Raw genomic sequence first — 24,064 nt, 5'->3', positions numbered from 1 at the left:
ATCATGTGTCCACGATGAGCTGGAGTCGATCACTGCGCAAGTGGGGTGTCGGCGTGTCACCGGTGTAGGTGTGTCGCACTCACCGTCATGACCAGGTGGATCCGCTCCGGTGATCCCGCCGAGCGCAGCGTCAGCGCCCAGCCGTCGGCGGCGGTGCTGCCCGCGGTGGTGCTGCCCACGGCGGTGTGCAGCGCCACCGCGGTGGGCAGCACCACCGGTGCGCGGAACACCACGTCGACCGCGTAGGCCTCGGGCAGCCGCCCCTGCAGGGTGGACAGGCAGCGGGCGGCGGTCCACATGCCGTGCGCGATGGCGCCGGGGAAGCCGAACAGCCGCGCGGTCAGCGGATGCAGGTGGATCGGGTTCACGTCGCCGCTGACCGAGGCGTAGCGGCGCCCGGTGTCGCCGGCGAGGTCCCAGCGGGCCGACAGCGGGGCGGTGACCTCCGTCGGTTCCGGCTCGTCCGGCTCGGTCGGGGACGCCTGGGCCGTGGCACCGCGGGACAGGTAGCCGCTACGGGCCCGCCAGACCGGTTCGCCGTCCACCGAGACGTCGGCGACCAGGTCCACCTGGGCGCCGCGCGGGTGCGGCCGCAGCCGCTCCGCGCGCACCCGCAGCTCCAGCGGCTCGTCGGCCCCGATCGCCCGGTACAGCCGCATCCGCTGCCGCACGTGTACCAGCCCGGGCAGCCGCAGCGGGAAGCCGGCCCCGGTCATCAGCTTGATCTGCGCGCCGAACGCCAGGACCTGCGGGTAGGTCACCGGCAGGGTGCCGTCCACGGCGAAGCCGCAGACCCGCGAGTAGGCCGCCAACTGATCGGTGTCGACCCCCGGCAGGGACAGCGCGAGCTCGCGGTCCGGCAGCACACCGCCACCGCCGCGCCCGGGCAGCAGCGCCACCGCGTACCTCGGCCCGAGCCGGGGGGTCCCGCTGAGGCGCTCGGTGGTCGGTCCGTCGCTTCCGCGCCGGCCGGTTTCGGACATGTCAGGCCCCCAGCAGACTCTGGCCGCACACCCGCACGACCTGGCCGGTCACGCCGCCGCTGCCCGGCTCGGCCAGCCAGGCCACCGTCTCGGCGACGTCCACCGGTTCACCACCCTGGTGCAGGCTGTTGATCCGCCGGCCGGCCTCCCGGGTGCCGAACGGCATCGCGGCGGTCATCTCGGTCTCGATGAAACCGGGCGCCACCGCGTTGACCGTGATGCCCTGCCCGGCCGCGCGCGGGGCGAGCGCGCGCACCATGCCGATGACGCCGGCCTTGCTGGCCGCGTAGTTGGTCTGGCCCCGGTTGCCGGCGATGCCGCTGGTGGAGGCCACCGAGACGATGCGCCCGCCGGTCCGTAGCGGAGTCTCCGGTGCCAGCAGGGCGGCGTTGAGCTCCAGCTGGGCGCGCAGGTTGACCGCGAGCACCGAGTTCCACCGGGCGTCGTCCATGTTGACCAGCAGCTTGTCCCGGGTGATGCCGGCGTTGTGCACGATGACGTCGACGCCGCCGAGTCGCCCGGTGACGTACTCGCTGAGCCGGTCCGCCGCGTCCGGGGTGGTGATGTCCAGCTGCAGGGCGAGGCCGCCGATCCGGTTCGCGGTCGCGGCCAGCGCCTCGCCCTGGGCCGGCACGTCCAGACACACCACGGTCGCGCCGTCGCGGGCGAACACCTCGGCGATGGCGGCGCCGATGCCCCGTGCCGACCCGGTGACCACCACGACCCGGCCGGCGTGCGGCGGGGCGCCCGCGTCGGTATCCGGTGAGGCGCCACCGGCTGATCCCGCCGCGCCGACCCGGACGACCTGGCCGTCCACGTAGGCCGACCGCGCGGAGAGCAGGAAGCGCACCGTGGAGTCGGTGTCGGCCGGGGCGGCCTCGGTGGACACCTGCACCAGGTTCGCGGTGGCACCGTCGCGCAGCTCCTTGGCGACCGACCGGATCAGCCCGTCCAGCGCCTGCCGGGCGGCGGCCGCCGTGATGTCGCCGGCCTGCTCCGGCGTGCCGGCCAGCACCAGCACCCGCCCGCACGGCCGCAGCCGGCGGATCCCGCTGCCCAGGAGCTCCTGTGCCACGGACAGCTCGTGCAGCGTGTCCAGCCCGGTGGCGTCGAGCACCAGGGCACCCAGCCGGGCGTCCGGCTCGACGACCTGGTCGACCTCCGGCAGCGTCAGCACGTGGTCGGCGAGCTTGCCGGTGCCCGCCGTGGCGAGGCGCACCGGTCCGTCGGTGAGGGACTGACCGGGGCGGTACCGGCGCAGCTGTGCCGGCCGGGGCAGGCCCAGCTGGCGGCTCAGCGGCCCGCCGATCCGGCCGTTTGCCAGCATCCGGTACCAGTCGCTGCTGGTCCGGGCGTTGCCGGTGTCGCTCACGGCGCCTCCAGGATGGCTACCACGCCCTGCCCGCCGGCCGCGCAGATCGAGATGAGGCCGCGGCCGGAGCCCTTCTCGGCGAGCTGCTTGGCCAGCGTGGCCACGATCCGCCCACCGGTGGCCGCGAACGGGTGGCCGGCGGCCAGCGACGAGCCGACGACGTTGAGCCGGGTGCGGTCGATGGGGCCCAGCGGTGCGTCGAGCCCGAGACGCTCGGTGCAGAACGCCTTGTCCTCCCAGGCCGCCAGGGTCGCCAGCACGGTCGAGGCGAACGCCTCGTGGATCTCGTAGAAGTCGAAGTCCCGCAGCGTCAGCCCCTGGCGGGCGAGCATCCTGGGCACCGCGTACGCCGGCGCCATCAGCAGACCCTCACCGCCGTGCACGTAGTCCACCGCGGCGGTCTCGGCGTCCACCAGGTGGGCCAGGACCGGCAGTCCGCGCTCGCGGGCCCACTCGTCGCTGCCCAGCAGTACCGCCGAGGCGCCGTCGGACAGCGGCGTCGAGTTCCCGGCGGTCATGGTGCCGCCGGCACCGCCGAAGACCGGCTTGAGCTTGGCCATCGCCTCGACGCTCGCGTCCGGGCGCAGCGTGGCGTCCCTGGACAGGCCCAGGTAGGGGGTGACCAGGTCGTCGAAGAAGCCCCGGTCGTAGGCCGCGGCGAGGTTCCGGTGGCTGGCCACGGCCAACTCGTCCTGCTCGGCGCGCCCGATCTCCCACTCGGCGGCGGTGATCGCGGCGTGCTCGCCCATGGACAGCCCGGTCCTCGGCTCGGCGTTGCGCGGCAGGTCCGGCACGATCTGCCCGGGCCGCAGCTTGGCCAGTGCGGCCAGCCGGTCACCCAGCGAGCGGGCGTGGTTGAGCTCCATCAGCACCCGGCGCAGCTCGTCGTTCAGCGAGACCGGTGCGTCGCTGACCGAGTCCACCCCGCCGGCGATGCCGCTCTCGATCTGGCCGAGCGCGATCTTGTTGGCCACCAGCACGACGGTCTCCAGGCCGGTGCCGCAGGCCTGCTGCACGTCGTAGGCCGGGGTGGCGGGGGAGAGCCGGCTACCCAGCACGGACTCCCTGGTGAGATCGCGGTCCCTGCTGTGTTTGAGCACCGCGCCGCCGGCCACCTCGCCGAGCCGCTCGTCGCGCAACCCGAAGCGGGCCACCAGCCCGTCCAGCGCGACGGTCAGCATGTCCTGGTTGGAGGCCTTTGCGTAGTGCCCGCCGGCGCGGCCGAACGGGATCCGGTTGCCGCCGATGACCGCGGCGCGCCGGGACTCCGCGCGGCGTGACCTGTCCGCCATACCGATCTCCTTCCGAGCCTGTGTACGCATTCCTACTCGCCGGTAGCATGCGGCGCGACGTGACGCCGCGCACCAGTGGTTCACCCACCCGCACTACGGGGTACCCAATCCCGGCAATGATCCACAGACCGCGGCCGTGCCGACTTCGCGCCGACCCAGTTGGTGGGACAGTTCAACTGATCGGGGATCGTGGCCAGGGCCGGCCAGCTCGATCTCGTATCGGAGGGATCATGAGTAGCACCGCGACCGTTTCGTCCGAGCTGCCCGCCAAGGTCGACAGCGAGGCGCTGCGCACGCTGCTGGACGGGCGCTGGGCATCGGTCCGGGCGGACGTGCGCGCCCAGCTGGGCCAGCGCCGGCTGCACCCGGACCCGGACTGGACCACCGAGCAGCACCGGGCGTACATCACCGACCTGGCCCGGGAGCTCGCCGCGAGCGGCCACACCGCGCTGGGCTTCACCAGCGAGCACGGCGGCGAGGACGACATCGGCGGCTCGGTGAACTCGATCTCGATGCTGGCCTACGCCGACCTGTCGCTGATGGTGAAGGCCGGGGTGCAGTGGGGGCTGTTCGGCGGCGCCGTGCAGGCGCTCGGCACCGACGCGCACCACCGGAAGTACCTGCCCGCGATCATGAGCTTCGAACTGCCGGGCTGCTTCGCGATGACCGAGACCGGGCACGGCAGCAACGTCGCCGCCGCGGAGACCACCGCCACCTACGACGTGGCGGCCGGTGAGTTCGTGGTGCACAGCCCGACCCCGTCGGCGCGCAAGGACTACATCGGCAACGCGGCACGCGACGGCCGGCTGGCGGTCGTGTTCGCGCAGCTGATCACCCCCGCCGGCGGGCACGGGGTGCACGCACTGCTGGTGCCGATCCGGGACGCCGACGGCCGGCCGTGCCCGGGGGTGACGATCTCCGACTGCGGGCGCAAGGCCGGGCTCAACGGGGTGGACAACGGCCGGCTGGTCTTCGATTCGGTGCGGGTGCCCCGCGAGGCGCTGCTCAACAAGTACGGCGACGTGGCCCCGGACGGCACCTACTCCAGTCCGATCGAGAACGAGAGTGCCCGGTTCTTCACCATGCTCGGCACCCTGGTGCGGGGCCGGATCAGCGTGGCCGGCTCGGCGGCCAGCGCCACCCAGTCCGCGCTGACCATCGCGGTGCGCTACGGCCAGCGGCGGCGGCAGTTCGAGGCGCCGGGCCGCGACGGCGAGATCGTCCTGCTGGACTACCTCAGCCACCAGCGCAAGCTGCTGCCCGCGCTCGCCAAGAGCTACGCGCTGCACTTCGCGCAGGAGGAGCTGGTCCGGATGCTGCACGAGGTGCAGTCCGGCGGAACCCGGGACGAGGCGGCGCAGCGTGAGCTGGAGGGGCTCGCCGCCGGCATGAAGGCGGTCACCACCTGGCACGCCACGCACGCCATCCAGGCCTGCCGGGAGGCGTGCGGCGGCGCCGGCTACCTCGTCGAGAACCTGTTGCCGCAGCTCAAGGCCGACACCGATGTGTTCACCACGTTCGAGGGCGACAACACGGTGCTGCTGCAGCTCGTCGCCAAGGGGCTACTCACCGAGTACCGGGACCACGTCGGCGACCTGAACACGCTGGGGATGATCAAGTTCATCACCGAGCAGGTGGTGGACACGATCGCGGAGCGGACCGCCGCGCGCGGCCTCGCGCAGCGGTTCAAGGATCCGGCTCCGGACGACGCCGAGTGGCACCACGAGCTGTTGGCCGACCGGGAGGAGCACCTGCTGGCCGGGCTGGCACGCCGGCTGCGCCGGGCCGGTGAGCCGGACGCCGACGCCTTCGCGGTGTTCAACGCCGCCCAGGACCACCTCTTGTCGGCCGCCTCGGCGCACGTGGACCGCTGGGTGCTGGACGGGTTCACCGCCGGGTTGGCCCGCTGCGACGACGACGGGGTCACCGCACTGCTGACCCGGGTCCGCGCGCTGTACGCGCTGAGCGTGGTCGAGGCGGACCGCGGTTGGTTCCTGGAGCACGGGCGGCTGACCGCGGGCCAGGCCAAGGCGGTCACCGCCACGGTCAACGAGCTCTGTGCGGAGCTCCGGCCGTACGCCGACACGCTGGTGGACGGGTTCGGTATCCCGGACGCCTGGGTGGACGCGGTCATCCTGCGGTAGGTGCTCCGGCCTGGACTCTGAAGGAATGCCCAGCAGCCACCTCGTCGGCGGCCGGAGGCTGAGCGCACTGGGGGCGGACGCCCTCCGGGAGGACACCAAACACCGCGGTAATGCTCTTGGTGACGCCGCGTCACCGACAGGACCGGCCAGGTGTCGAACCGAGAGCGTCCCCGGACTCAGGATCGTCACCGAGACCAACTTGAGTCCGGAAAATCTCGATGAAGACCGGACTTCAGGCTGATGTCGGCGTAGCCGAACCCCAGGTCAGCGGCCTGATTCGACCGATCGGTGACTAACTGTGACCGCCGACGGCGCCGGCTGGGCGCCTCGCCGCGGAGCATGCGCCGCGCCGAGCGTCCTAGCGCTGATGGGTGGGGTGCCCCCGTCCACACCCCACCCGCTCAGCCGCTCGCGCGGAGCTGGGTGCGGGCCCGCAGGTCCAGCTCGATCTGCTCCAGGCTGCGGCCCTTGGTCTCCGGGACGAGCCACAGCGTCAACCCGAACAGCACCACGTTGATCCCCGCGAAGACGAACATCGAGCCGCCGACACCCAGCGACTTCGCGTCTGAGATCAGCGGGAAGACGGCACTGACGATGCCGGTCGCGGCCCACAGCACGACGCTGCCGACCCCCATGCCGGCGGCCCGCAGCCTGAGCGGGAACACCTCGGCCATCATCACCCAGACGACCGCGCCCCAGCCGAGCTCGTAGCCCACCAGGTAGAAGATCATCATGACCAGCATCAGGATGCCCCGGGTGCCGGTGTCATGGACGTTGAGCACGACCAGTCCGGCCGCCGTGAGCGTCACCACCATGATCACATTGCCGATCAGCAGCAGCGGTTTGCGGCCCCACCGGTCGACCACGAAGACCACCCACGCGGTGAACAGGAACTTGGTGATCCCCAGCACTACCCCGGCCAGCAGCGCGGCCTGGGTGGCGAAGCCGAGGGCCAGGAGCATCGTCGGGAAGTAGGCGTTGATCGCGTTGACCCCGCTGAACTGCTGCCCGACGGCGAGCAGGAGTGTCACGATCAACATCGGCCGCACCCACGGGGCGAACAGGTCGCGGACGCGGGCCTTCTGCTCGGTGTCCAGCCGGATGACCTCGCGAATGGTGGCGATCTCCTCGTCGAGGTCCGCGGTGCCGCCGTGCGAGCTGATCAGCACCGAGCGCGCCTCGTCCTCGCGGCCGTTCTTCACCAGCCAGCGCGGCGTCTCCGGCAGGACGACCAGGCCGAGGAGCAGGACGATCGCCGGGACCAGAGCGCCGGCGAACATGGCGCGCCAGTTGGCCGACGGCCCGAGGCCGAAGCTGACCAGGAACGCGATCAGGATGCCCAGCACGATGAAGATCTGGTTGAGCGCGCCCATCGCACCGCGCAAGCGCGCCGGCGCCAGCTCGGACAGGTAGGTCGGCACCGTGGACGAGGAGAGTCCGATGCCGAGGCCGATGATCAGCCGGGACACGGTCAGCAGGCCGAAGCTCGGCGAGAAGGTGGCCGCGATCGTTCCGATGATCACGATCACGGCGGCCACCATGATCGTGTGCCGCCGGCCGAGCCGCTCGTTCGTCCTGGTGGAGGCCAGGGCGCCGCCGATGGCCCCGACCGAGAGGCTGGCCGTGATCACACCCTTGTCGAAGCTGGTCAGCTGCCAGACCTTGCTGATGAAGGGCAGGACACCGGAGATGACGCCGAGGTCGTAGCCGAACAGGATGCCGCCGAGCGCGCCGAAGAAGTACAGCGTGGTCCGGCTGATCTGGCGCCGAAGGGGCGAGGTCTGCGTCATTTGCCGAGCGCCTCTTTCTGTGGTCCAGGCCACCCAGGGGACGGCCCCACAGTCACATGCCGCGCCCGGGCGGACAAGACAAATGGCGATAACAATTCAGAAATCTGATTATTGTTCACATATGTGAAGACCTAGGCCGCCATCCCGGTTAGGTCGGCCGCCGCACAGTCGTGATCACTTGCCGGCTAGCCTCACCGCGTTGCCACCGATGGGGCTGCCAGGGGAGAACATGCCGCTGAGACCCCGGTGAGGAGATGCGTGCCGTGGTCATTTCCGGACTGCTGGTGAAGGCTCTGGCCGTCGCGGCGGTGACGATCCCCGCCGTCCTCGGCGGGGCAGCCGCGGCGGCGGCCGCCCCGGGGACACAACCGGCTGTGGCGCCCGTGCCCGCCGCGACCGGTTCGACCTGCGGCGACCCGGCGGAGATCCTCGACCTCACCAACTGGAAGGTCACGCTCCCGGTCAGCGGCCCGGACAACGACCCGAAGAAACCGCTCGAGGTGCTGCAGCCCGATCTGGACACCTACTCCACCTCGCCGTGGTTCGACGCGACGTCCACCTGCGATGCCGTGGTGTTCCGGGCGCCGGTCGACGGCGTGACCACCAAGGGCTCGAAGAACCCCCGGTCCGAGCTCCGGGAGATGGCCGACAACGGTTCGACCAACGCGAGCTGGTCCTCGACGGCCGGCACCCACAGCATGGTGGTCGACGAGGCCTTCGTGCACCTGCCCTCGGTCAAGCCGGAATTGGTCGGCGTCCAGATCCACGACGCGGACGACGACATCTCGGTGTTCCGGCTGGAAGGTCGCAACCTCTACGTCACCAACGGAAACGACACCCACTACAAGCTCGTGACCAGTGACTACGTCCTGGGCACGAAGTTCGAGGCCAAGTACGTGGTGGCCGGCGGCAAGATCGAGGCCTACTACAACGGCGTGCTGCAGACGACCATCGCCGAGCGCTTCCGCGGCGCCTACTTCAAGGCCGGCGCCTACACCCAGGCGAACTGCGCCGACTCGTCGCCGTGCAACAGGGACAACTACGGCGAGACGATGGTCTACAGCGTCGCGGTCACCCACCACGTGACCCAGTGGGACCTGATCTGGGACTGGTTCACCACCTGGCTGCCCGTCGGTGTCGCGGCGGTCCTGGTGCTCGGGCTCGGGTACCTGATCTGGCGGCGGGTGCGGGTGCGCTGAGCCGTCGCGCGGCTGTTTCCGCCGGCGCGCCCACCCCGACCCGCGAGGTAACGTCAGACTCGATCAGCCGCGCCGCGGCCGACGCCGCGTTGGGTGTGGATGAGGGGTGCCGTTGATGGCCGTGCCGGTGATCTTGGACTGCGATCCTGGGCATGACGATGCGTTCGCCATCTGGCTGGCCGCCGGCGACCCGAACCTGAACCTGCTCGGCATCACCACGGTCGGCGGCAACGGCCAGCTCGCGCAGACCACCCGCAACGCGCAGGTCGTGTGCACCGTCGCCGGCATCCGGGACGTGCCCATCGCCGCCGGTGCGGACAGCCCGCTGACGCGCACGCTGCAGACGGCCGGCGACATCCACGGCGCGAGCGCGCTGGACGGGCCGGTGCCGCCCGAGCCGGACGTCGACCTCGACCCGCGCGGCGCGGTCCAGTTGCTGCACGACCTGCTGACCGACTCACCCCAGCCGGTCGTGGTGATCGCGACCGGGCCGCTGACCAACATCGCGCTGCTGCTGCGGATCCACCCCCAGGTCCGGACGAAGATCAAGGAGATCGCCTGGATGGGCGGCTCCACGGGCCGGGGCAACGTGACCCCCTACGCCGAGTTCAACTGCTGGGTCGACCCGGAGGCGGCCGCCGTGGTGGTGGCCGCCGGCCTCCGGTTCAGCATGGTCGGGCTGAACGTCACCCACCTGGCGCTGGTCACCCCGGAGGTGCTGGACCAGCTTGCCGCGGTCGGGAACGCCACCTCCGCGTTCGCGGTGGAGCTGCTGAAGTTCTTTCGCGCGAGCTATCAGGAGGCGGAGGGGATGGCCGCCCCGCCGCTGCACGACCCGGTCGCGGTCGCCCTGGTCGCGGTGCCGGAGATCGTCACCACGGTGCACACCAGGCTGGACATCGAGCTGCACGGCCCGGAGACGGTGGGCGCGACCAGCGTCGACCTGCACAACAAGCTGGGCCGCCCGGCCAACGCGCACGTGGCGGTGGACCTGGACGCGGACCGGTTCTGGAAGACCGTCGAGGACGCTATCCGGCGCATGCGTTAGCTCTGGGTGACCGCGTCGAACAGTGGGGAATCGTGGACGGTCGGCGGGTTCCCCGCCGGTGCGCTGGGCGTCTCGTTCCTGATCCCGAGGCCGGCGGCCGCCGAACTCGGCAGCGCCCCGGACCCGGCGGACACCGCCGCCGCGGCCTAGAAGGCCCCCCGAGCCACCCCGGACCGAGGGTCAGCCGATCCGGTGAAAACATACCTCGGCACCGAGAGCCCAATCATCGCCGGAATTGCGGGGCCGAATATCACGGATTTCCGCCGGACGGCGGCCCCTGGTAGCCGGGAGCGGAGGAGTCGTCCATGCCGACCTCGAAATGAATAGCCGGGTTGAGTTTGTTGCCGCTGACCTTTGCGCCGGTGCTCATATTCTGCAACGCGAATGCGTGGTCGTTGTCGCCTTCAAGGTCGTTGTTGGTGATCGTCAGGTTTTGTACGTCGTCGATCTGCAGCGCCTCACTGGCGTGGTTCTGGCAGTAGTTGTTGATGTAGGTGATGTCGCTGCTGGCACCGACCCCGCTGCCGTCCCCGGCCAGGCTGTGCGGGCCCTCCATGATCAGGCAGGTGTTGTCGATGTCCTCGCAGCGATTGCTGTCGATCACGACGTGCTGACTCGCCGGGCTGTCCGCGTCGGTGGAGAAGGTCTGCATGCAGTCGGCGTGCGCGTTGTTGAGGTTCTTGGTGTCACGCAGGGTGTTGTGCCGGATGGTGATGTTGTTGCCCCAGAACCGCAGCGCGTCGCCGTCGTCGCCGCGTGGGCTGATCGACGTCGAGTTCTCCAGGGTGATGTTGCTGCCGGTGAGCGAGATACCCGGGGCAGCCGGATTGACTGCGTTGATGCCGGCGATCGAGACGTAGTCGGCGTTCACCGTGATGCCGTGCACGGTGCTCTGTCCGTTGCCCACGATCTTGATGGGAGAGCCGGCGGCGCCCGAGTTCTTCATCACGAGCCGCTTGTCCGCGATCACGCCCTGTACACAGATCGTGTCTCCGGGCAGTGCCTGCGTGGTGGCGGCCTCCAGGCTGGCGGCGTCGGTCGCGACGCTGGTACATCCGGTGGGTGCCGGCAGCGGGCGGATCGCCCCCCGGCCGTCCGGCGAGGTCGCGGGCACCGGACTGGTGCCCGTGGCGGGGGCGTGCACGGTGGGCGCCGGTGCGCCGCAGCCGGCCACCACCAGGCCGGCCGCCAGCAGTGCCGCGAGCAGCCCCACCGCTCCTCGGGGCCGCCCTCGACGGGTGCGCCCGACCACCGGAGCGCCCCGGCGGTCACCGGCGCTAGACAAGGCAGACATCCACACACTCCGATTACGCGGTTACCCGCGCTATTGCCGCGCGCGCGGCGTGACGACCGGCAACGGATGCACACCGCGGCCCCGCAATATTTTGGCACGTCTGATTTGACGGGGCGCCCAAAGCTGAAAGTTCTCTCACTCTTTCGAGTGCTATGGCGCACAGGCCACTGTGACCAGGGCGACTGTTCGACACAAGCTAGCCGTGGTAGACCGGAATTAGGTGTGTTTTGAGCGGCGCGGGAGGCAGTCGCATGTTGAGCGAACCGGAGCAGCGGGTGCTGCACGAGATCGAGCAGACGCTCGTGGCGAGCGATCCAGGGTTGGCCTCTCTCCTCGCCAATCGCCGGGTCGGCGAGCCGGGGCGGGTCGCCCGGGTGGTGCACGACGTGGTCTTCGTCGTCGCGGCGGTGTTGGGCCTCCTGTGCCTGGTGCTCGGCCAGATCGGCTCAGGCATGGTGGCGCTGCTGTTCGCGGTGCTGGTGCTGGAGGTACGGCGGGCGCGGTTCACCGTCCCGGCGGCACAGCCGACGACCGGTCAGTACCAGGCCTGACATCACTCGACCTCGGGGTCGGAATCGTCGTCCGGGGTGGTTGCGCTGACCGCGAGCACCCCGTCGACCTCGGTGAGGGCGGCGACCAGGTCCTCGTAGTCGCCCGAGCCGTGCAGCCCGATCACCACCGAGACCGCGTTGTGGTCACGCCGCTGGCGCTCGGACGCCCGGTTGCGCCGGGTCGAGTCCGCTTCGCCCAGCCCGATGGACGACTCGAGGTGCCGGGTGGTCAGCCGCGCGATCACCCAGCCCCGCGTGGTGCACGCGTTCAGTACCTGCCGCAGTAGTCCCCGGCCGTCCTCGTAGATGACCTCGATGAAGTGGGAGCGGGGTTGGTCGCGCCGCAGCCGCGCGGACAGCGGGGTGAAGCCGTACACGATCGCGAAGTAGCCGACCGTGGTGGCGAACGCGAGGATGGGCAGCCCGGCACCGGCGGCCATGCCCACGGCGGTGGTCAGCCACACCGCCGCGGCGGTGGTGAGCCCCCGGACCAGGTCCCGCTTGACGAAGATCAGGCCGCCGCCGATGAAGCCGATGCCGGACACGATCTGCGCGGCGACCCGGGACGGGTCCAGCGTGACGTGCTGGCCGAGCACATCGGTGAAGCCGTACTTCGACACCAGCATGATCAGCGCGGAGCTGAACCCGATCAGGGCGTGGGTGCGCAGCCCCGCGCTCTTCTGGCGGAGCTCGCGCTCGAGGCCGATCAGCGCGGACAGCACCAGCGCGACGCCCAGCTCGAACAGCTGAACCCAGCCCTGGCCGATCGGCTCACCCAGGAGTGATCCCATGGCACCTCTCTACCCTGCGCGCCCCGCTGGCAACGCTCCGGGGCCGGGGAGTGAGAGAACCGATGCCGGTCAGCTCGCGGTCGCCAGCGCGGCGACCTCCTCCGCGCACCCCCAGGACAGCGTGATCCCGGATCCGCCGTGCCCGTAGTTGTGGATCACCCGGGTGGCCCCGCCGGTGTCGGCGTCCAGCTCCAGGCGCACGGTCGGGCGGGCCGGTCGCAGGCCCACGATGTGCTCGAGCACCTCGGCGCCGGCCAGGGCGGGGACCAGGTCGCGGCAGCGCTCGAGGATGGCCCGTGAGGTGGCCGGGTCGACGCGGTCGTCCCAGCTGCCCTCGTCGAGGGTGCCGCCCAGGATGGCGTCCCGACCGCGCGGGTGGACGTAGGCCCGGCCGCCCGGGTGGTGCTCGTCGCGGACGGACATCCGCAGCCCGGGGTTGCGCACCCGGACGATCTGGCCGCGCACCGGAACGACGCTGAGGTCGCCGACCAGCTCCCGGGCGCCGAGCCCCGAGCAGTTGACCACCACCGGGGCATCGAGCTCCGCCAGCGATCCGACCCGGCGGTCCTCCAGTCGCCCGCCGCCGGCCTCGAACCGCGCCACCAGCCAGGGCAGGTAGCTGGGCATCTCGGCCAGGGGCACCACGAAGCGCAGCCCGTAGCGGTAGCCCGGCGGCAGCTCGGCCGGTGCCGCGGCGCGCACCCCGCCGACCGCCGAGGCCCACCACTGCTCGCCGGGTGGCTCGCGGAACAGCATCAGGCTCTCCCGCATCACGATGCCGGGCACACCCTGGGCGGCCTGCTCGGCGAGCGCCGTGTAGGTGCGGGCACCCCAGGCCAGGACCTTCTCCCTCGGCCCTGCCCTGGTGGGGAACCACACCGCGGCGGCCAGGTACGACGTGGACGCGACCGCCGGGCGCTCGCTCACGATCGTCACCCGCCGCCCCCGTGCCTGCAGCGCGAGGGCCGACGCCAGCCCGGAGATGCCGGCTCCCACCACCACCGCGTCCACCTGCTCGCTCACTCCGTCAGCTTGGCACCCCCGAGCCGACGCCGCGTCGGCCTGTTGCGGGCGCGGCACGTTGTTGCCGCGGCCTGTTGTTACCGAGCTGCACACCAGGCAGGTTGTTGCGGGTGCGGCACGTTGTTACCGAGCTGCACACCAGGCACGTTGTTGCGGGCGCGGCACGTTGTTACCGAGCTGCACACCAGGCAGGTTGTTGCGGGCGCGGCACGTTGTTACCGAGCTGCACACCAGGCACGTTGTTGCGGGCGCGGCCTGTTGTTACCGCGGCCTGTTGTTACCGAGCTGCACACCAGGCAGGTTGATGCGGGCCGCGGCCTGTAGTTACCGCGGCCTGTTGTTACCGAGCTGCACACCAGGCAGGTTGTTGCGGGCGCGGCCTGTTGTTACCGCGGCCTGTTGTTACCGAGCTGCACACCAGGCAGGTTGTTGCGGGCGCGGCCTGTTGTTACCGCGGCCTGTTGTTACCGAGCTGCACACCAGGCAGGTTGTGGGCGCCCGCGACCTGCCTCCTGTGCAGCTCGGTAACGAGCCCCCCGCGCGCCGGGCCCGCCCTGCGCGCCGGGCCGCCCGGCGCCGCGCCGCCGGGCCGCCCGGTGCCCGGCCGCCCGGCGCAAGCCCCCAGCGCGCCGGGCGGCGGCGGCGGGCCTAGAGCGAGGCGAGCCAGAACGGCCAGCGCGGGTCCGCCATCTTCAGCCGGGCCCGCAGCAGCTTCCACCGGCCGTACTTCGGGTAGTCGAAGTCCCACGAGGTGATCAGCGCGCCGTTCATGCAGCCCCACAGGCCCCACTTGACGTCGGCGAGCGCCCCGCAGACCTGGACCCGGGCGGTCACCGACCAGTCGGCGGAGCCGTAGTAGGCCTCGACGAGCTCCAGGAGCTGCCGCTCGGTGTAGAACATCTCCGTGGTGAGCACGGCGATCTCGTAGGCACGCTCGTTGTTGGACGCGAACTCGAAGTCGATCATTTTCAGCGGTAGGCCGTCGGCGACCAGGAAGTTGCCCGGCATCGGGTCGTTGTGGCACGGCACCAGGTCCAGCCCGGACGCCAGCATCGCCGCCTTCGCGGTCGCGTACTCGGCGAGCAGCGACCCGGCGTCCTCGGGCAGCGCGACACCCAGCTCCTCGACCTGCGCCAGGTGCTCGTCGGTCATGTCGAACACCGTCTTGGTCAGGCTCAGCGGGGCGGCGGAGTGCAGCGCGCGGTAGTGCTCGATGACGCTGTGCGCGAGCTCGAGCTGGGCGAAGTCGCCGCTGGTGCAGGCGCGGTACTCGTCCAGGAACTCGATCACCTCGATGCCACTGGTCGGGTCGAACAGCTCCACCTCGGGGCCGATGCCCAATGCGCTGGCCTGGCGGGCGGCCTGGTTGGCGACCGCCCGGTCGATGAAGGCCTCGCTGCCGGCCCCGGGGATCTTCATGATGTACCGCTTCGGTGCGCCCTCCACAGTCAGCAGCCAGTTGTTGTTCTGCAGCCCGCCGGAGACCGGCGCGTAGTGGATCCGCCGGCCGGACCACGCGCCGAGCCCCGCGAGCGCCTTCTCCACCGCCCGCTCCGCGTCGGTGCGCGCTGAACCGAGCGGCCGCCCAGCTGCATCCATCGTGGTCACCGCGCCCTCACAGGTTGCGTACCCGGTCGTCGAAGCGCGGGTCGCCCAACCCCGCCCGCGCCCGCAGGAACTGCCAGTCGGCGAACTTGGTGTACTCATGGGTGCCGGGCGACACGGTGCCGGCGTAACGGCCGAGCAGGCCCCAGCGCACGCAGTCGGCGATCCCGTACACCCGGCAGCGGTCGAACAGCGAGCCGTCCCAGGAACCCCAGTACATCTCGAACACCTCGCGCGCCGACCCGTCGAACGGCCGGATCTCCTGCAGGAGCACCCCGAGGTCCTGCAGCGGGTCCATCATCGCGGCGCAGTCCCAGTCGAGGAGCGCCAGGCCGTCGCCGGCGCGCTCGAACAGCACGTTGGACACGTTGCCGTCGCCGTGGCAGGCCACGGCGTCGTAGCCGGCGGCGGCGATCCGCTGCTCGGCCGGACCCAGCAGGCGCAGCATCCAGTCCAGGTCCAGCGGCAGCGCCCCGCCGGCATCGCGCACCAGGCGGTGCGCGGCGCGGATGTCGTCGAACAGACTGGCGCGGCGGTCGAACGGGGGCAGCGCGTGCACCGCGCGGCGGAGCGTGACCAGCCGCGCCGCGGCGGCGCTGTCGTCGAACCGGTCGACGGTCGCGGTGCCGAAGGTGTCGGTGAGGTCGTCCATCACCAGCGCACCGCAGGCCACGTCCGCGATGTGCACCCGGGGCCCGATGCCGGCGGTACCGGCGGCGGTCGCGGCGGCGAAGGTGGCGGCCAGGTCCACGTAGGCCAGTGCGTGCGGCGCCATGACCTTAACGAACGCCGCGCGGCCGGCAGCCGGGTCCGCCCCGGTGGACCGGGCCGAGCAGCGCAGCGAGTCCGCGCCCCACCAGCTCGGGCTGGCCATGGTCACCGACTCCTCGAGGGTGAGCTCGGTACCGGCCCACACGCCCATCTCGGCCAACGTCGCGCGCACCGTCATCGGCCGGCCCGCACTTCGAGATCGGTCGGCCAGCTCATCGTGAACGGCCGGCGCGATTCCAGCCAGCGCGCCGCCCGCAGTACCAGCTGGTCGGAGAAGCGCCGGCCGGCGATCTGGACGCCGACCGGGCAGCCGGCGTCCATCCCGAAGCACAGCGACGCGGCGGGCTGGCCGGTCTGGTTGAACCAGGCGGTGAACCCGGTGTGCGCCAGTGGCCGGGCCGGGTCGGGCCCGACGTCCTCGGCGGCGAAGCCCACCACCGGCAGCACCGGGCTGAGCACCAGGTCGAAGCCGTCCAGGTGCGCGCGCAGCAGCTCCTGCGCGGCCAGCACGGCGTCGGTGTCGCGGCCGAACTGCACGGCGGTGCGCCCGGCGGCCTCGGCGGCCCAGTCGGCCACCGCCGGCAGCACCTGACTGCGCCGCTCCGGGGGCAGCGACTCCCACTCCGCTCTGGCGCGTACCTGGAACAGCCGGTTCAGCGCCGGATAGGGGTCGCGGACGAACGGCGGTGTCAGCGTGTCGAGCGTGGCACCGGCCGAGGTGAACGCGGCGGCGGCATCGTGCACGGCGGCCAGCACCCGGTTGGTCGGCGCCGGTCCGCAACCGAGGTCGGTGAGCAGCCCGACGCGCAGCCCGCGCGGGTCCAGCGGCCCGGCGGTGTGGTCCCACTCCTGCGCCGGCAGGCTCCAGACGTCCCTCGGGTCCGGACGGCTGATCACCCGGTACACCGCGATGAGCTCGTCGACGGTGCGCGCCATCGGGCCGGCCGAGCGCATCGTGGAGACCGGCAGGTGCGGCACCCGCCCCTGCGTCGGCTTGAGCGAGACCAGGCCGCACTGGGCGGCGGGCAGCCGCACCGAGCCTGCGATGTCGGAGCCGACCGACCCGAAGCCGATGCCGGCGGCCAGGCTCGCGCCACCGCCCGCGCTGGAGCCACCCGGGTTGCGGGTGGGGTCCCACGGGTTGCGGGTGATCCCGTACAGCGAGCTGACCCCGGCGGCCAGCATGCCGAAGTCCGGCATCGTGGTGTTGCCGACGATGACCGCGCCGGCCTCCTTCAGCCGCGCGGCCGGCGGCGAGTCCACCGTGGAGTCCGGCTGGCCGGCATGCGCGGCGCTGCCGTGCCGCCAGGGCAGGCCGACGGTGCGCACGCTGTCCTTCACGGTCACCGGGACACCGTCCAGCTCGCCGCGCGGCTCGCCGGCCGCCCAACGCGCGGCGGCCGCCTCGGCGGCGGCCCTGGCGCTCGCGCCGGCCAGACCGGCCATGGCGTTGATCACCGGGTTGGTCCGGTTGATCCGGTTCAGGGTGGCGTCCAGCAGCTCCACCGGGGTCAGGGTGCCGGCCCGGAACCGGCCGCCGACCTGCGCCAGGGTGAGATCGAGTGGGTCGTGCGCCGGCTCGCTCATCCGGTGGAACACTTCGTGAGCAGCGCGGTCACGACCTCGGACAGCATGGCGACCCCGTTCAGCAGGTCCTGGTCAGCGGTGTACTCGGCCTCGTTGTGCGAGACGCCGGCAGCACTCGGCACGAACAGCATCACGGTGGGCACCACGTCCTTCAGGTTGACCGAGTCGTGCCCGGCCATGGTCAGCATCCTCCGGCTGGACAGCCCGGCCCGCTCGGCCGCCGCCTCGGCCAGCGCGATAGCGGACGGCTGGAAACGCGTGGTGGGCCGCAGCGACAGCGAGTCGATGTCGACCTCCACCTCGCCGACATTGTTGACCGCGTCGAGGACCGCGAGGAACTGCTCGTGGGCCTTCTCCAGCACATCGGGGTCGGCCGAGCGCAGGTCGACAGCGAGGGTGACGGTGCCGGGCACCACGACCGGTGAGTTGGGCCGGACGGTGAACCGCCCGACCGAGCCGAGCAGCTGGCCGGGTTCGAACGCCTCGGCCAGCTCGCGGACCGCCAGCACCAGCCGACTGGCCCCGACCAGTGCGTCGTGGCGGTCGGCGAGGTGCGTCGCGCCGGTGTGCGCCTGGGCGCCGTGCACGGTGACCGAGTACTTCCGGGCCGCCCAGTTCGCGGTCACGATGCCGATGTCGGTGCCGGTGTCCTCCAGGATGCGGCCCTGCTCGATGTGGATCTCGGCGTACGACACGGCCGGTGGCATCGGGTCGGTGCCGGCGAACCCGATGTCGGCCAGCGCCTCGCCGACGGTGACCCCGGCCCGGTCGGTGACCGCGAGCGTGCTCTCCACGTCGAACGCACCGACGTACACGCCGCTGCCCATCAGGCTCGGGGTGAACCGGGAGCCCTCCTCGTTGAACCAGTTCACCACGGCGAGGTTATACATCGGGGTGACTGTGCCGGCGGTGACCGCGTCCCGGACCGCCGCCACCGCGTGCACCGCGGCGAGCACCCCGTACGCCCCGTCGAACCGCCCGGCCGTCGGCTGGCTGTCCAGATGCGAGCCGACCAGCACGTACGGCGCCCCGGGCAGCCATTCCGCCGAGCCGTACATGTTGCCGACCTCGTCGACGGCGGTGCGCAGCCCGTGCCGCTCGAACCAGCTGCACAGCCAGCGCCGGGCCGCGCCGTCGTCGGGGGTCGCGGCTTCGCGGTGCACGCCGCCGTTCGGGGTCGCGCCGATCCGGGACAGTGCCGCGAAGTCGGCGAGGAAGTCGCGCTCAGCCATCCAGCTGCTCCCGTAGCACCGGGGCCCCCAACGGTTGCGCGACCTGCGCGGTCCGGGCGGCCGGGCGGACCGGGTTCTTCGCGATCTCGAACATCTCCTCGACCCGGGCCCTCTCGTCGGCCGGCGTGCCGGTGGCCGCCGAGACCACGAGGAAGACCAGCAGGTTGACCGCGATGCCCAGGATGCCGCCGGTCAGGCTGCCCAACCCGGCGATGTCATCCGGGTAGAGGAAGGTCAGCACCATCGCCACGCCGAAGCCGGACACCATGCCGGCGACCGCGCCCTTGGCATTGCCGCCGCGCCAGAACACGCCGAGGAACAGCGGCACCGCCAGCTGCACGATGCCCTGGTAGGACACCTGCGCGAGCAGCTGCAGCCGCGCCAGGTTGAAGGTCAGGTAGGCGATCACCCCGGCCAGCACCATGTAACCGATCATGCTGCTCTTGGCCACCTGCATCAACCGGGCGTCGGAGAGGTTGCGCTTCTCGGAGTTGACCAGGTCGTTGGCGATCTGCAGGCCGCACACCTGCACGCTGCCGTCCACGTGGCCCATCGAGGCGGCGAAGACAATGGTGATGCCGAGCCCGAGCAGCCAGGTGCCGCCGTAGGTCTGCATGACCGTGAACCAGCCCGCCTGCGGGTTCGCGGTGACCGCCGGGATCGTCGTCGCGGCGATGCCGAGCAGCATCAGCAGCGTGTAGAACACCCCGGAGATGAGCACCGTGCGGATCGTGCCGGCCTTGACCGCCCGCACCCCGGCCGCGGTGTAGATCCGTTGGAAGCTGGTCGGCCAGCAGAGCGACCCGATCACGCCGGTGAAGATCAGGCTGAGCAGGTAGAGCGGGCCGTAGTGCCCGCCGTCACCGGGCACCCGCAGCACCGACTCGGACACCCGGGACAGGGTGGCGAAGCTGATCGGCCCACCGCCGAGGCCGGAGAGCAGGAACAGGCAGAGCGCGGCGGAGAACACGTACGCGACCACACCCTGGAACAGGTCGGTCATGATCAGCCCGCGCATGCCCATCCGGACCGTCCAGTACTGCCGCGCCACGATGACCGCGAGGCCGACCAGCAGGCACACGGTGACCGGCCACCGGTCGCCGCTGGCGAACCTGAAGATCTCGCCGAAGGCCTGCATGCCGAGCACGACCCACGGGAACAGCGAGACGATGCCGATCACGCTGGCCACCACCTTGACCGGGCGCGAGTTGAAGCGCAGGCCGAGCAGGTCCGGCTGCGACCGCAGGTTGTACCGGGCTCCCCAGCGCCAGGCCCTGGTGGCCATGAAATACATCATGGCCACCCCGAGGATCGAGTAGGCCAGCCCGTACAGGCCGAACACCCCCACCCCGGCGGCCAACCCGAAGAACGCGATGAATGTCGACCCCGGCCACCAGGAGTTCGCGTAGGACATCGCCACGTACCACGGGCCGTAGCTGCGGTTGCCCACCGAGTACTCGTTGAACGAGGGCTTGCTGCGCTGCTGGGTGGAGTACAAGATCCCGATGACCACCGCGTAGAACACGGCCAACATCCCGAGCATGACCAGCATGTCATTCTCCTGTCAGGGGCGGGCCGGCAACGGGCAGGTTCTCGTCCAGCTCACCGCGAATGTCCTCGACGCGGTAGAACGCCCACAGGCTGAGCCCGAGCACGATAGCGTCGAGAATCCAGTACGTGATCGAGAAGGGGATCCCGAACACCGGCGTCCTAATTCCGCTGCTGGCCAGGTAGAACGGCGGAAAGAGCGCGAAGAGCAACGTAATTGCGTACACCGTGCCGAAGAATGTCGTCACCGTCCGGCGGCTCAGACCTCGGATGAAATCTTTCATTGTGGAAATCCTTCAGTTGGCCTGGCTGACGAGTTTCAGCAACGGGTCGTGCAGCAACCCGTTGGATGCGATCCCGCTGCCCCGGTCGTAGCTCGGGTCGCCGTCGAGGCTGGTGAACCGGCCACCGGCCTCCGCGATGATCACCGGCATGGGGGCGAGGTCGTAGGCCTTGGTGGTGTAGTCGACCACCGCGTCCGCGTGCCCGCTGGCCACCATGGCGTAGCCGTACGCATCGCCCCAGGTCCGCAGGATGACGCCCTGGCCGGTCAGCTCGCCGATGGTCTCCGGCCGCCAGTCCTCCAGCCAGGTCGCCATGACGTAGGCACCTTCGAGCCGGTCGTGGCCCGAGACCTGGGTCGGCTGCCCGTTCCGCCAGCAGCCGCCACCTTTCTCGGCGTGGACCAGGATGCCCGCGCTGGGCAGGTTGATGGCGCCGAACAGGACCTCGCCGTCCCGTTCCAATGCGATCAGGTTTGCGTAGAGCGGCACCGCGCGTACGAACGACTTCGTCCCGTCGATCGGATCGACGATCCAGCGGTAGCCGCTGGTACCGGGGGTCTCGCCGAACTCCTCGCCGAGAATGGCGTCGTCGGGGAAATGCTCGAGCAGCGCCGCTCGCAGGAAGGTCTCGATCTCCAGGTCGGCCTGGGTCACCGGCGAACCGTCATCCTTCGCGTCGACCCGGTAGTTGGCGTTCTCATACCAACGTTTCGCGATTTGGCCGGCTTCCGTGACAATATTGACCGCAACCTCGGCGCGGCTGGAGTGCAAGTCATTCACCGGCACAACTATGCGGACCAGACCATTTCTGGTTCCTCAAACAGCTGTTACGCCTGTGTTACGGGACGTCCCGTGGCGCGGCGGTAACCGGTCGGTTACGAGGTAGGTCCGGCGTTGTTTCACTCCTGTGTCGGCACTAGTTTGGGAATACCCGCACGACAGTGCTGTGAGGTGAAAGATGCCGCTTGTCGACCAGGCGCACGCCGCGCTGCTGCGACTCAGCGAGGAGCTCGCCGACCGCTCGGTCCGCCGGCTGCCGCCCGAACGGGACCTTGCGTTGCGCCTCGGCATCTCCCGCACCACGGTCCGCAAGGCCCTCGAGGTGCTCGAGCAGGACGGGGTGATCCGGCGCGTCCGGGGTCGGGCCGGCGGTGCGTACCTGACCCAGGTCGGGCCCGGCGCGGCGGACGACCTGGTCGACATCGCGGACGGCAGGCGCTTGCAGCGCAGCTTGAACACCGTCAAGGGCGTGCCGCAGATGCTGCACGAGCAGGGGTTCCGCGAGGGCACCAAGGTGATCTCGGCGCGGCTGCGCCGGCCACCGCCCCGGGCCGCGGCCAGTCTCGGCGTGCATCCGGACGACGATGTGGTGTCCCTGCTGCGGCTGCGCTTCGCCGACGGCGACACCCTGTCCCTGGAGTGGATGTACCTGTCCGCCAGCCGGTGCGCCGGCATCCTCGGCACCTACCTGGACTCGGTGTACGAGGCGCTGCGCACCGAGTGCGGTGTGCGGGTGTCCAGCGCCGACGAGGCGATCGACCTCGCTACGGTGAACGAGCCGGTGGGGGAGTTGCTCGGCCAGCCGGTCGGGACGCCGGTGCTGCGGCTGGAGCGGGTGGGCTACGACGAGCTCGGCAGCCCCATCGAGTACTCGGTGGACCTGTTCCGCGCGGACCGCACCCGCCTGAACGTGCACACCGGCGCCGCGTAGCGCCGGGCACGCTGCTCACACAGCTCTGGCGGCTCGACACAGCGGCCTGGGCGGCTGTGTCGGCGCCACATGTGCTGTGTGAGCGCCGGGCACCTAGGGGCCGGGCACCTGCGGGCCCGTCGGTTGGGTGGGGGTTGAGGGGTGGGCGGTGCCGGCCGGGCCGGCGCCGAAGGCGCGCAGCAGGTTGCCGGTGATCGCGCCGACCGGGCCGGCCGGGCAGGGTTGGCCGGGCGGGCAGGGCGTCAGGGCGGGAATCCAGTTGTTGGTGCCCGAGTCCCACACGCCGGACCGCGACACCGGGTCGGTGTAGTAGGTCATGTCGGAGTAGAAGATCCCGTTGGCCTGGGTGCGGGCCTGCGCGTGGCGCGCGTCCAGTGGTGAGTGCGCGAACACCTGCACGTTCGGCGGATGCCCGACCGAGGGCACCAGGCTGTCCACATCGGACCGGATGACCCCCGGCACCGCCTGCCCGTCGCGCAGCCCGGTCCCCGCGAAGATCCACGCGGCGGTATCGGTGACCCGCAGCGCGCCGGCCGGGGCGTCCGGTGCCAGGAAGCCGTTGTAACCCTCGCCGACGAAGCTGTCCTCCGGCCAGCTCGCCGGCGGTGCCGCCCAGGTGTTGCCGGTGACCGCGCGCGGATCGCCGTGGCCGTTGAGCGGGTCGGCGGAGGAATCGCGGTAGTCGACCTCCTGGCGGTCCGGCCCGAGCGGCGAGGGTTGCAGGCGGACATGCCGCAGCACCGCGCTGGCGCCGAAGAACGCGAAGTTCACCCCGGCCCGCTGGGCGGCCACCGCGGCCTGGCGTTCCCGCAGCTCCCAGCACTCGTCGTGGCCGAGGGAGAACACCGCCCGGTGCGCGGTGAGCACCGCCGGGTGGTCGATCACCGTCAGGTCGGTCGCGTAGCTGACGTCGAGCCCGTGCTGCTCGACCCAGCGCACCAGGGGCAGCTCGAGGGCGAGGAAGTCGCCGGTGCCCTTGCCGCCGTTGTAGTCGAACGCGTACGGCCGGTCGAAGGACACCACCCTGGCCCGCGAGCACAGCGGGTAGACCCCGGCCGGGCACGCGCCCCGACCGTCGTAGTAGTCGTAGCCGCCGTACGGGTTCCAGGCCTGCCAGGTCAGTACGTCGTTCTTGACCAGGTAGGCGGCGTGGCTGGCGGGGTTCCACACGGTGAGCGGGACGTAGCTCTGCTGACCGCCGCTGCCGGTGAGCTTGAGCAGGTAGTCACCGGGTGCGAACTCGGCCGTGACGGGCAGCCGCAGGCTCGGTGACCAGTTCGCGCAGGACACCAGGTTCACCCCGGCGGTCAACGGGCAGGGCGGCTGGAGGTGACCCGCGAGGTCCGCCGAGTGCCACACCAGCCGGCCGCCGGCGCCGCCGTAGTAACCCATCCGGTAGGCCGCCACGGTGAACCGAGGGGCGTCGGTGGAGACTTCGAGGGTCACGGTGTCGCCGGCCGAGGCGTAGGTGCGGTCGGTGAACCCGGCGATCGTCCCAGGTGGCCGCCCGGTGATCCGCCAGGCATCGGTGCCCGGTCGCTCGTTCTCCCGGACCACCCAGGCCGCCCGTACGCCCGCCGGGCCCGGCTCGGTCGCGTCATCGGGCGGCGCGGCGGGCGGTGCGGCTTCGGGCGGTGCGGCTTCGGGCGGTGCGGCTTCGGCCGGCGCCGCGGCGGTGACGGCCGGTGCGCGCTCGGCCGGGGGCCGGACCTGGCCCAGGGCGCCGGCACTCAGCGCGGCGACCAGCAGGGCGGCCGCGAACGCCGGGAATCTCTTCACACGCTGCACGGTAGCCAGTGTCCTGAGTCTCGCCACGCCGGTGCTCAGGACCGATCGGTG

The 24,064-nt window shown here is 71.3% G+C and carries 21 protein-coding genes; 6 read left to right on the top strand and 15 right to left on the bottom strand.

Annotated features, from left to right (window positions below; genetic code table 11):
• Positions 1–56: 56 nt before the first annotated feature.
• Genes ACTXG6_RS28380 through ACTXG6_RS28370 form a run of 3 tightly spaced genes read right to left on the bottom strand, consistent with a single transcriptional unit; the run spans position 57 to position 3,647 of the window.
• Positions 57–983 (bottom strand): MaoC/PaaZ C-terminal domain-containing protein, encoded by a 927-nt coding sequence (locus ACTXG6_RS28380; protein ID WP_445182451.1) that lies wholly within the window; start codon positions 981–983, stop codon positions 57–59.
• Position 984: 1 nt separating this feature from the next.
• A complete protein-coding gene (locus tag ACTXG6_RS28375; RefSeq protein ID WP_445182450.1) occupies positions 985–2,355 on the bottom strand; it encodes a 3-oxoacyl-ACP reductase in 1,371 nt (456 codons plus the stop codon).
• On the bottom strand, positions 2,352–3,647 hold the full coding sequence (locus tag ACTXG6_RS28370; protein ID WP_445182449.1) for an acetyl-CoA C-acetyltransferase: 1,296 nt from the start codon (positions 3,645–3,647) through the stop codon (positions 2,352–2,354). Before ACTXG6_RS28370 ends, ACTXG6_RS28375 begins: the two co-directional genes overlap by 4 nt.
• 230 nt (positions 3,648–3,877) lie before the next feature.
• On the opposite strand from ACTXG6_RS28370, the gene ACTXG6_RS28365 reads away from it, so the two are divergent.
• Positions 3,878–5,791: an acyl-CoA dehydrogenase family protein gene (locus ACTXG6_RS28365; protein ID WP_445182448.1), complete on the top strand. Its 1,914-nt coding sequence runs from the start codon at positions 3,878–3,880 to the stop codon at positions 5,789–5,791.
• A gap of 401 nt (positions 5,792–6,192) precedes the next feature.
• Here ACTXG6_RS28365 and ACTXG6_RS28360 read toward each other — a convergent pair whose 3' ends face one another.
• Positions 6,193–7,581 carry a sugar porter family MFS transporter gene (locus ACTXG6_RS28360; protein ID WP_445182447.1) on the bottom strand — a complete coding sequence of 463 codons (1,389 nt, stop codon included), beginning with the start codon at positions 7,579–7,581 and terminating at the stop codon, positions 6,193–6,195.
• A 263-nt stretch (positions 7,582–7,844) separates the two neighbouring features.
• Between ACTXG6_RS28360 and ACTXG6_RS28355 the strand changes: the two genes are divergently transcribed.
• The 3 genes from ACTXG6_RS28355 to ACTXG6_RS28345 all read left to right on the top strand — a co-directional run bounded on the left by ACTXG6_RS28355 (position 7,845) and on the right by ACTXG6_RS28345 (position 9,978).
• Positions 7,845–8,780, top strand: coding sequence for a polysaccharide lyase family 7 protein (locus ACTXG6_RS28355; RefSeq protein WP_445182446.1), 936 nt, complete (start codon positions 7,845–7,847; stop codon positions 8,778–8,780).
• 115 nt (positions 8,781–8,895) lie between these two features.
• The gene (locus ACTXG6_RS28350; RefSeq protein ID WP_445182445.1) at positions 8,896–9,828 is read left to right on the top strand and encodes a nucleoside hydrolase; all 933 of its coding nucleotides are present in this window, start codon (positions 8,896–8,898) and stop codon (positions 9,826–9,828) included.
• A gap of 6 nt (positions 9,829–9,834) precedes the next feature.
• Positions 9,835–9,978: a hypothetical protein gene (locus ACTXG6_RS28345; protein ID WP_445182444.1), complete on the top strand. Its 144-nt coding sequence runs from the start codon at positions 9,835–9,837 to the stop codon at positions 9,976–9,978.
• A gap of 100 nt (positions 9,979–10,078) precedes the next feature.
• On the opposite strand, the gene ACTXG6_RS28340 is transcribed toward ACTXG6_RS28345, so the two are convergent.
• Positions 10,079–11,122, bottom strand: coding sequence for a right-handed parallel beta-helix repeat-containing protein (locus ACTXG6_RS28340; protein WP_445182443.1), 1,044 nt, complete (start codon positions 11,120–11,122; stop codon positions 10,079–10,081).
• A 251-nt stretch (positions 11,123–11,373) separates the two neighbouring features.
• On the opposite strand from ACTXG6_RS28340, the gene ACTXG6_RS28335 reads away from it, so the two are divergent.
• A complete protein-coding gene (locus ACTXG6_RS28335; RefSeq protein WP_445182442.1) occupies positions 11,374–11,673 on the top strand; it encodes a DUF3040 domain-containing protein in 300 nt (99 codons plus the stop codon).
• Between the two features lie 2 nt (positions 11,674–11,675).
• On the opposite strand, the gene ACTXG6_RS28330 is transcribed toward ACTXG6_RS28335, so the two are convergent.
• From ACTXG6_RS28330 to ACTXG6_RS28290, 9 genes are all read right to left on the bottom strand, one after another.
• Entirely contained in the window at positions 11,676–12,464 is a 789-nt protein-coding gene (locus ACTXG6_RS28330; RefSeq protein WP_445182441.1) for an MgtC/SapB family protein, read from the bottom strand.
• A 69-nt stretch (positions 12,465–12,533) separates the two neighbouring features.
• Positions 12,534–13,487, bottom strand: coding sequence for an FAD-dependent oxidoreductase (locus ACTXG6_RS28325; RefSeq protein ID WP_445182440.1), 954 nt, complete (start codon positions 13,485–13,487; stop codon positions 12,534–12,536).
• A 648-nt stretch (positions 13,488–14,135) separates the two neighbouring features.
• Positions 14,136–15,086 carry a phosphotransferase gene (locus tag ACTXG6_RS28320; protein WP_445182439.1) on the bottom strand — a complete coding sequence of 317 codons (951 nt, stop codon included), beginning with the start codon at positions 15,084–15,086 and terminating at the stop codon, positions 14,136–14,138.
• Positions 15,087–15,102: 16 nt separating this feature from the next.
• A complete protein-coding gene (locus ACTXG6_RS28315) occupies positions 15,103–16,041 on the bottom strand; it encodes a phosphotransferase family protein (RefSeq protein WP_445182438.1) in 939 nt (312 codons plus the stop codon).
• The gene (locus ACTXG6_RS28310; protein ID WP_445182437.1) at positions 16,038–17,450 is read right to left on the bottom strand and encodes an amidase; all 1,413 of its coding nucleotides are present in this window, start codon (positions 17,448–17,450) and stop codon (positions 16,038–16,040) included. Before ACTXG6_RS28310 ends, ACTXG6_RS28315 begins: the two co-directional genes overlap by 4 nt.
• Positions 17,447–18,682, bottom strand: a complete 1,236-nt coding sequence (locus ACTXG6_RS28305; protein WP_445182436.1) for a M20 family metallo-hydrolase — start codon at positions 18,680–18,682, stop codon at positions 17,447–17,449. The genes ACTXG6_RS28310 and ACTXG6_RS28305 overlap by 4 nt, the downstream gene beginning before the upstream one ends.
• Positions 18,675–20,234: a sodium:solute symporter family protein gene (locus tag ACTXG6_RS28300; RefSeq protein WP_445182435.1), complete on the bottom strand. Its 1,560-nt coding sequence runs from the start codon at positions 20,232–20,234 to the stop codon at positions 18,675–18,677. The genes ACTXG6_RS28305 and ACTXG6_RS28300 overlap by 8 nt, the downstream gene beginning before the upstream one ends.
• A 1-nt stretch (position 20,235) precedes the next feature.
• Entirely contained in the window at positions 20,236–20,514 is a 279-nt protein-coding gene (locus ACTXG6_RS28295) for a hypothetical protein (RefSeq protein ID WP_445182434.1), read from the bottom strand.
• A gap of 12 nt (positions 20,515–20,526) precedes the next feature.
• A complete protein-coding gene (locus tag ACTXG6_RS28290) occupies positions 20,527–21,294 on the bottom strand; it encodes an inositol monophosphatase family protein (protein ID WP_445182433.1) in 768 nt (255 codons plus the stop codon).
• A 178-nt stretch (positions 21,295–21,472) separates the two neighbouring features.
• Here ACTXG6_RS28290 and ACTXG6_RS28285 point away from each other — a divergent pair, with 178 nt between their 5' ends.
• On the top strand, positions 21,473–22,225 hold the full coding sequence (locus ACTXG6_RS28285) for a GntR family transcriptional regulator (protein ID WP_445182432.1): 753 nt from the start codon (positions 21,473–21,475) through the stop codon (positions 22,223–22,225).
• 93 nt (positions 22,226–22,318) lie between these two features.
• On the opposite strand, the gene ACTXG6_RS28280 is transcribed toward ACTXG6_RS28285, so the two are convergent.
• Complete coding sequence (locus ACTXG6_RS28280; RefSeq protein WP_445182431.1) at positions 22,319–24,004, bottom strand: N,N-dimethylformamidase beta subunit family domain-containing protein; 1,686 nt, start codon at positions 24,002–24,004, stop codon at positions 22,319–22,321.
• Positions 24,005–24,064 lie beyond the last annotated feature (60 nt).

Source organism: Pseudonocardia sp. Cha107L01 (genome assembly GCF_052566575.1).
This window is presented reverse-complemented; position numbering and strand designations above follow the sequence as displayed.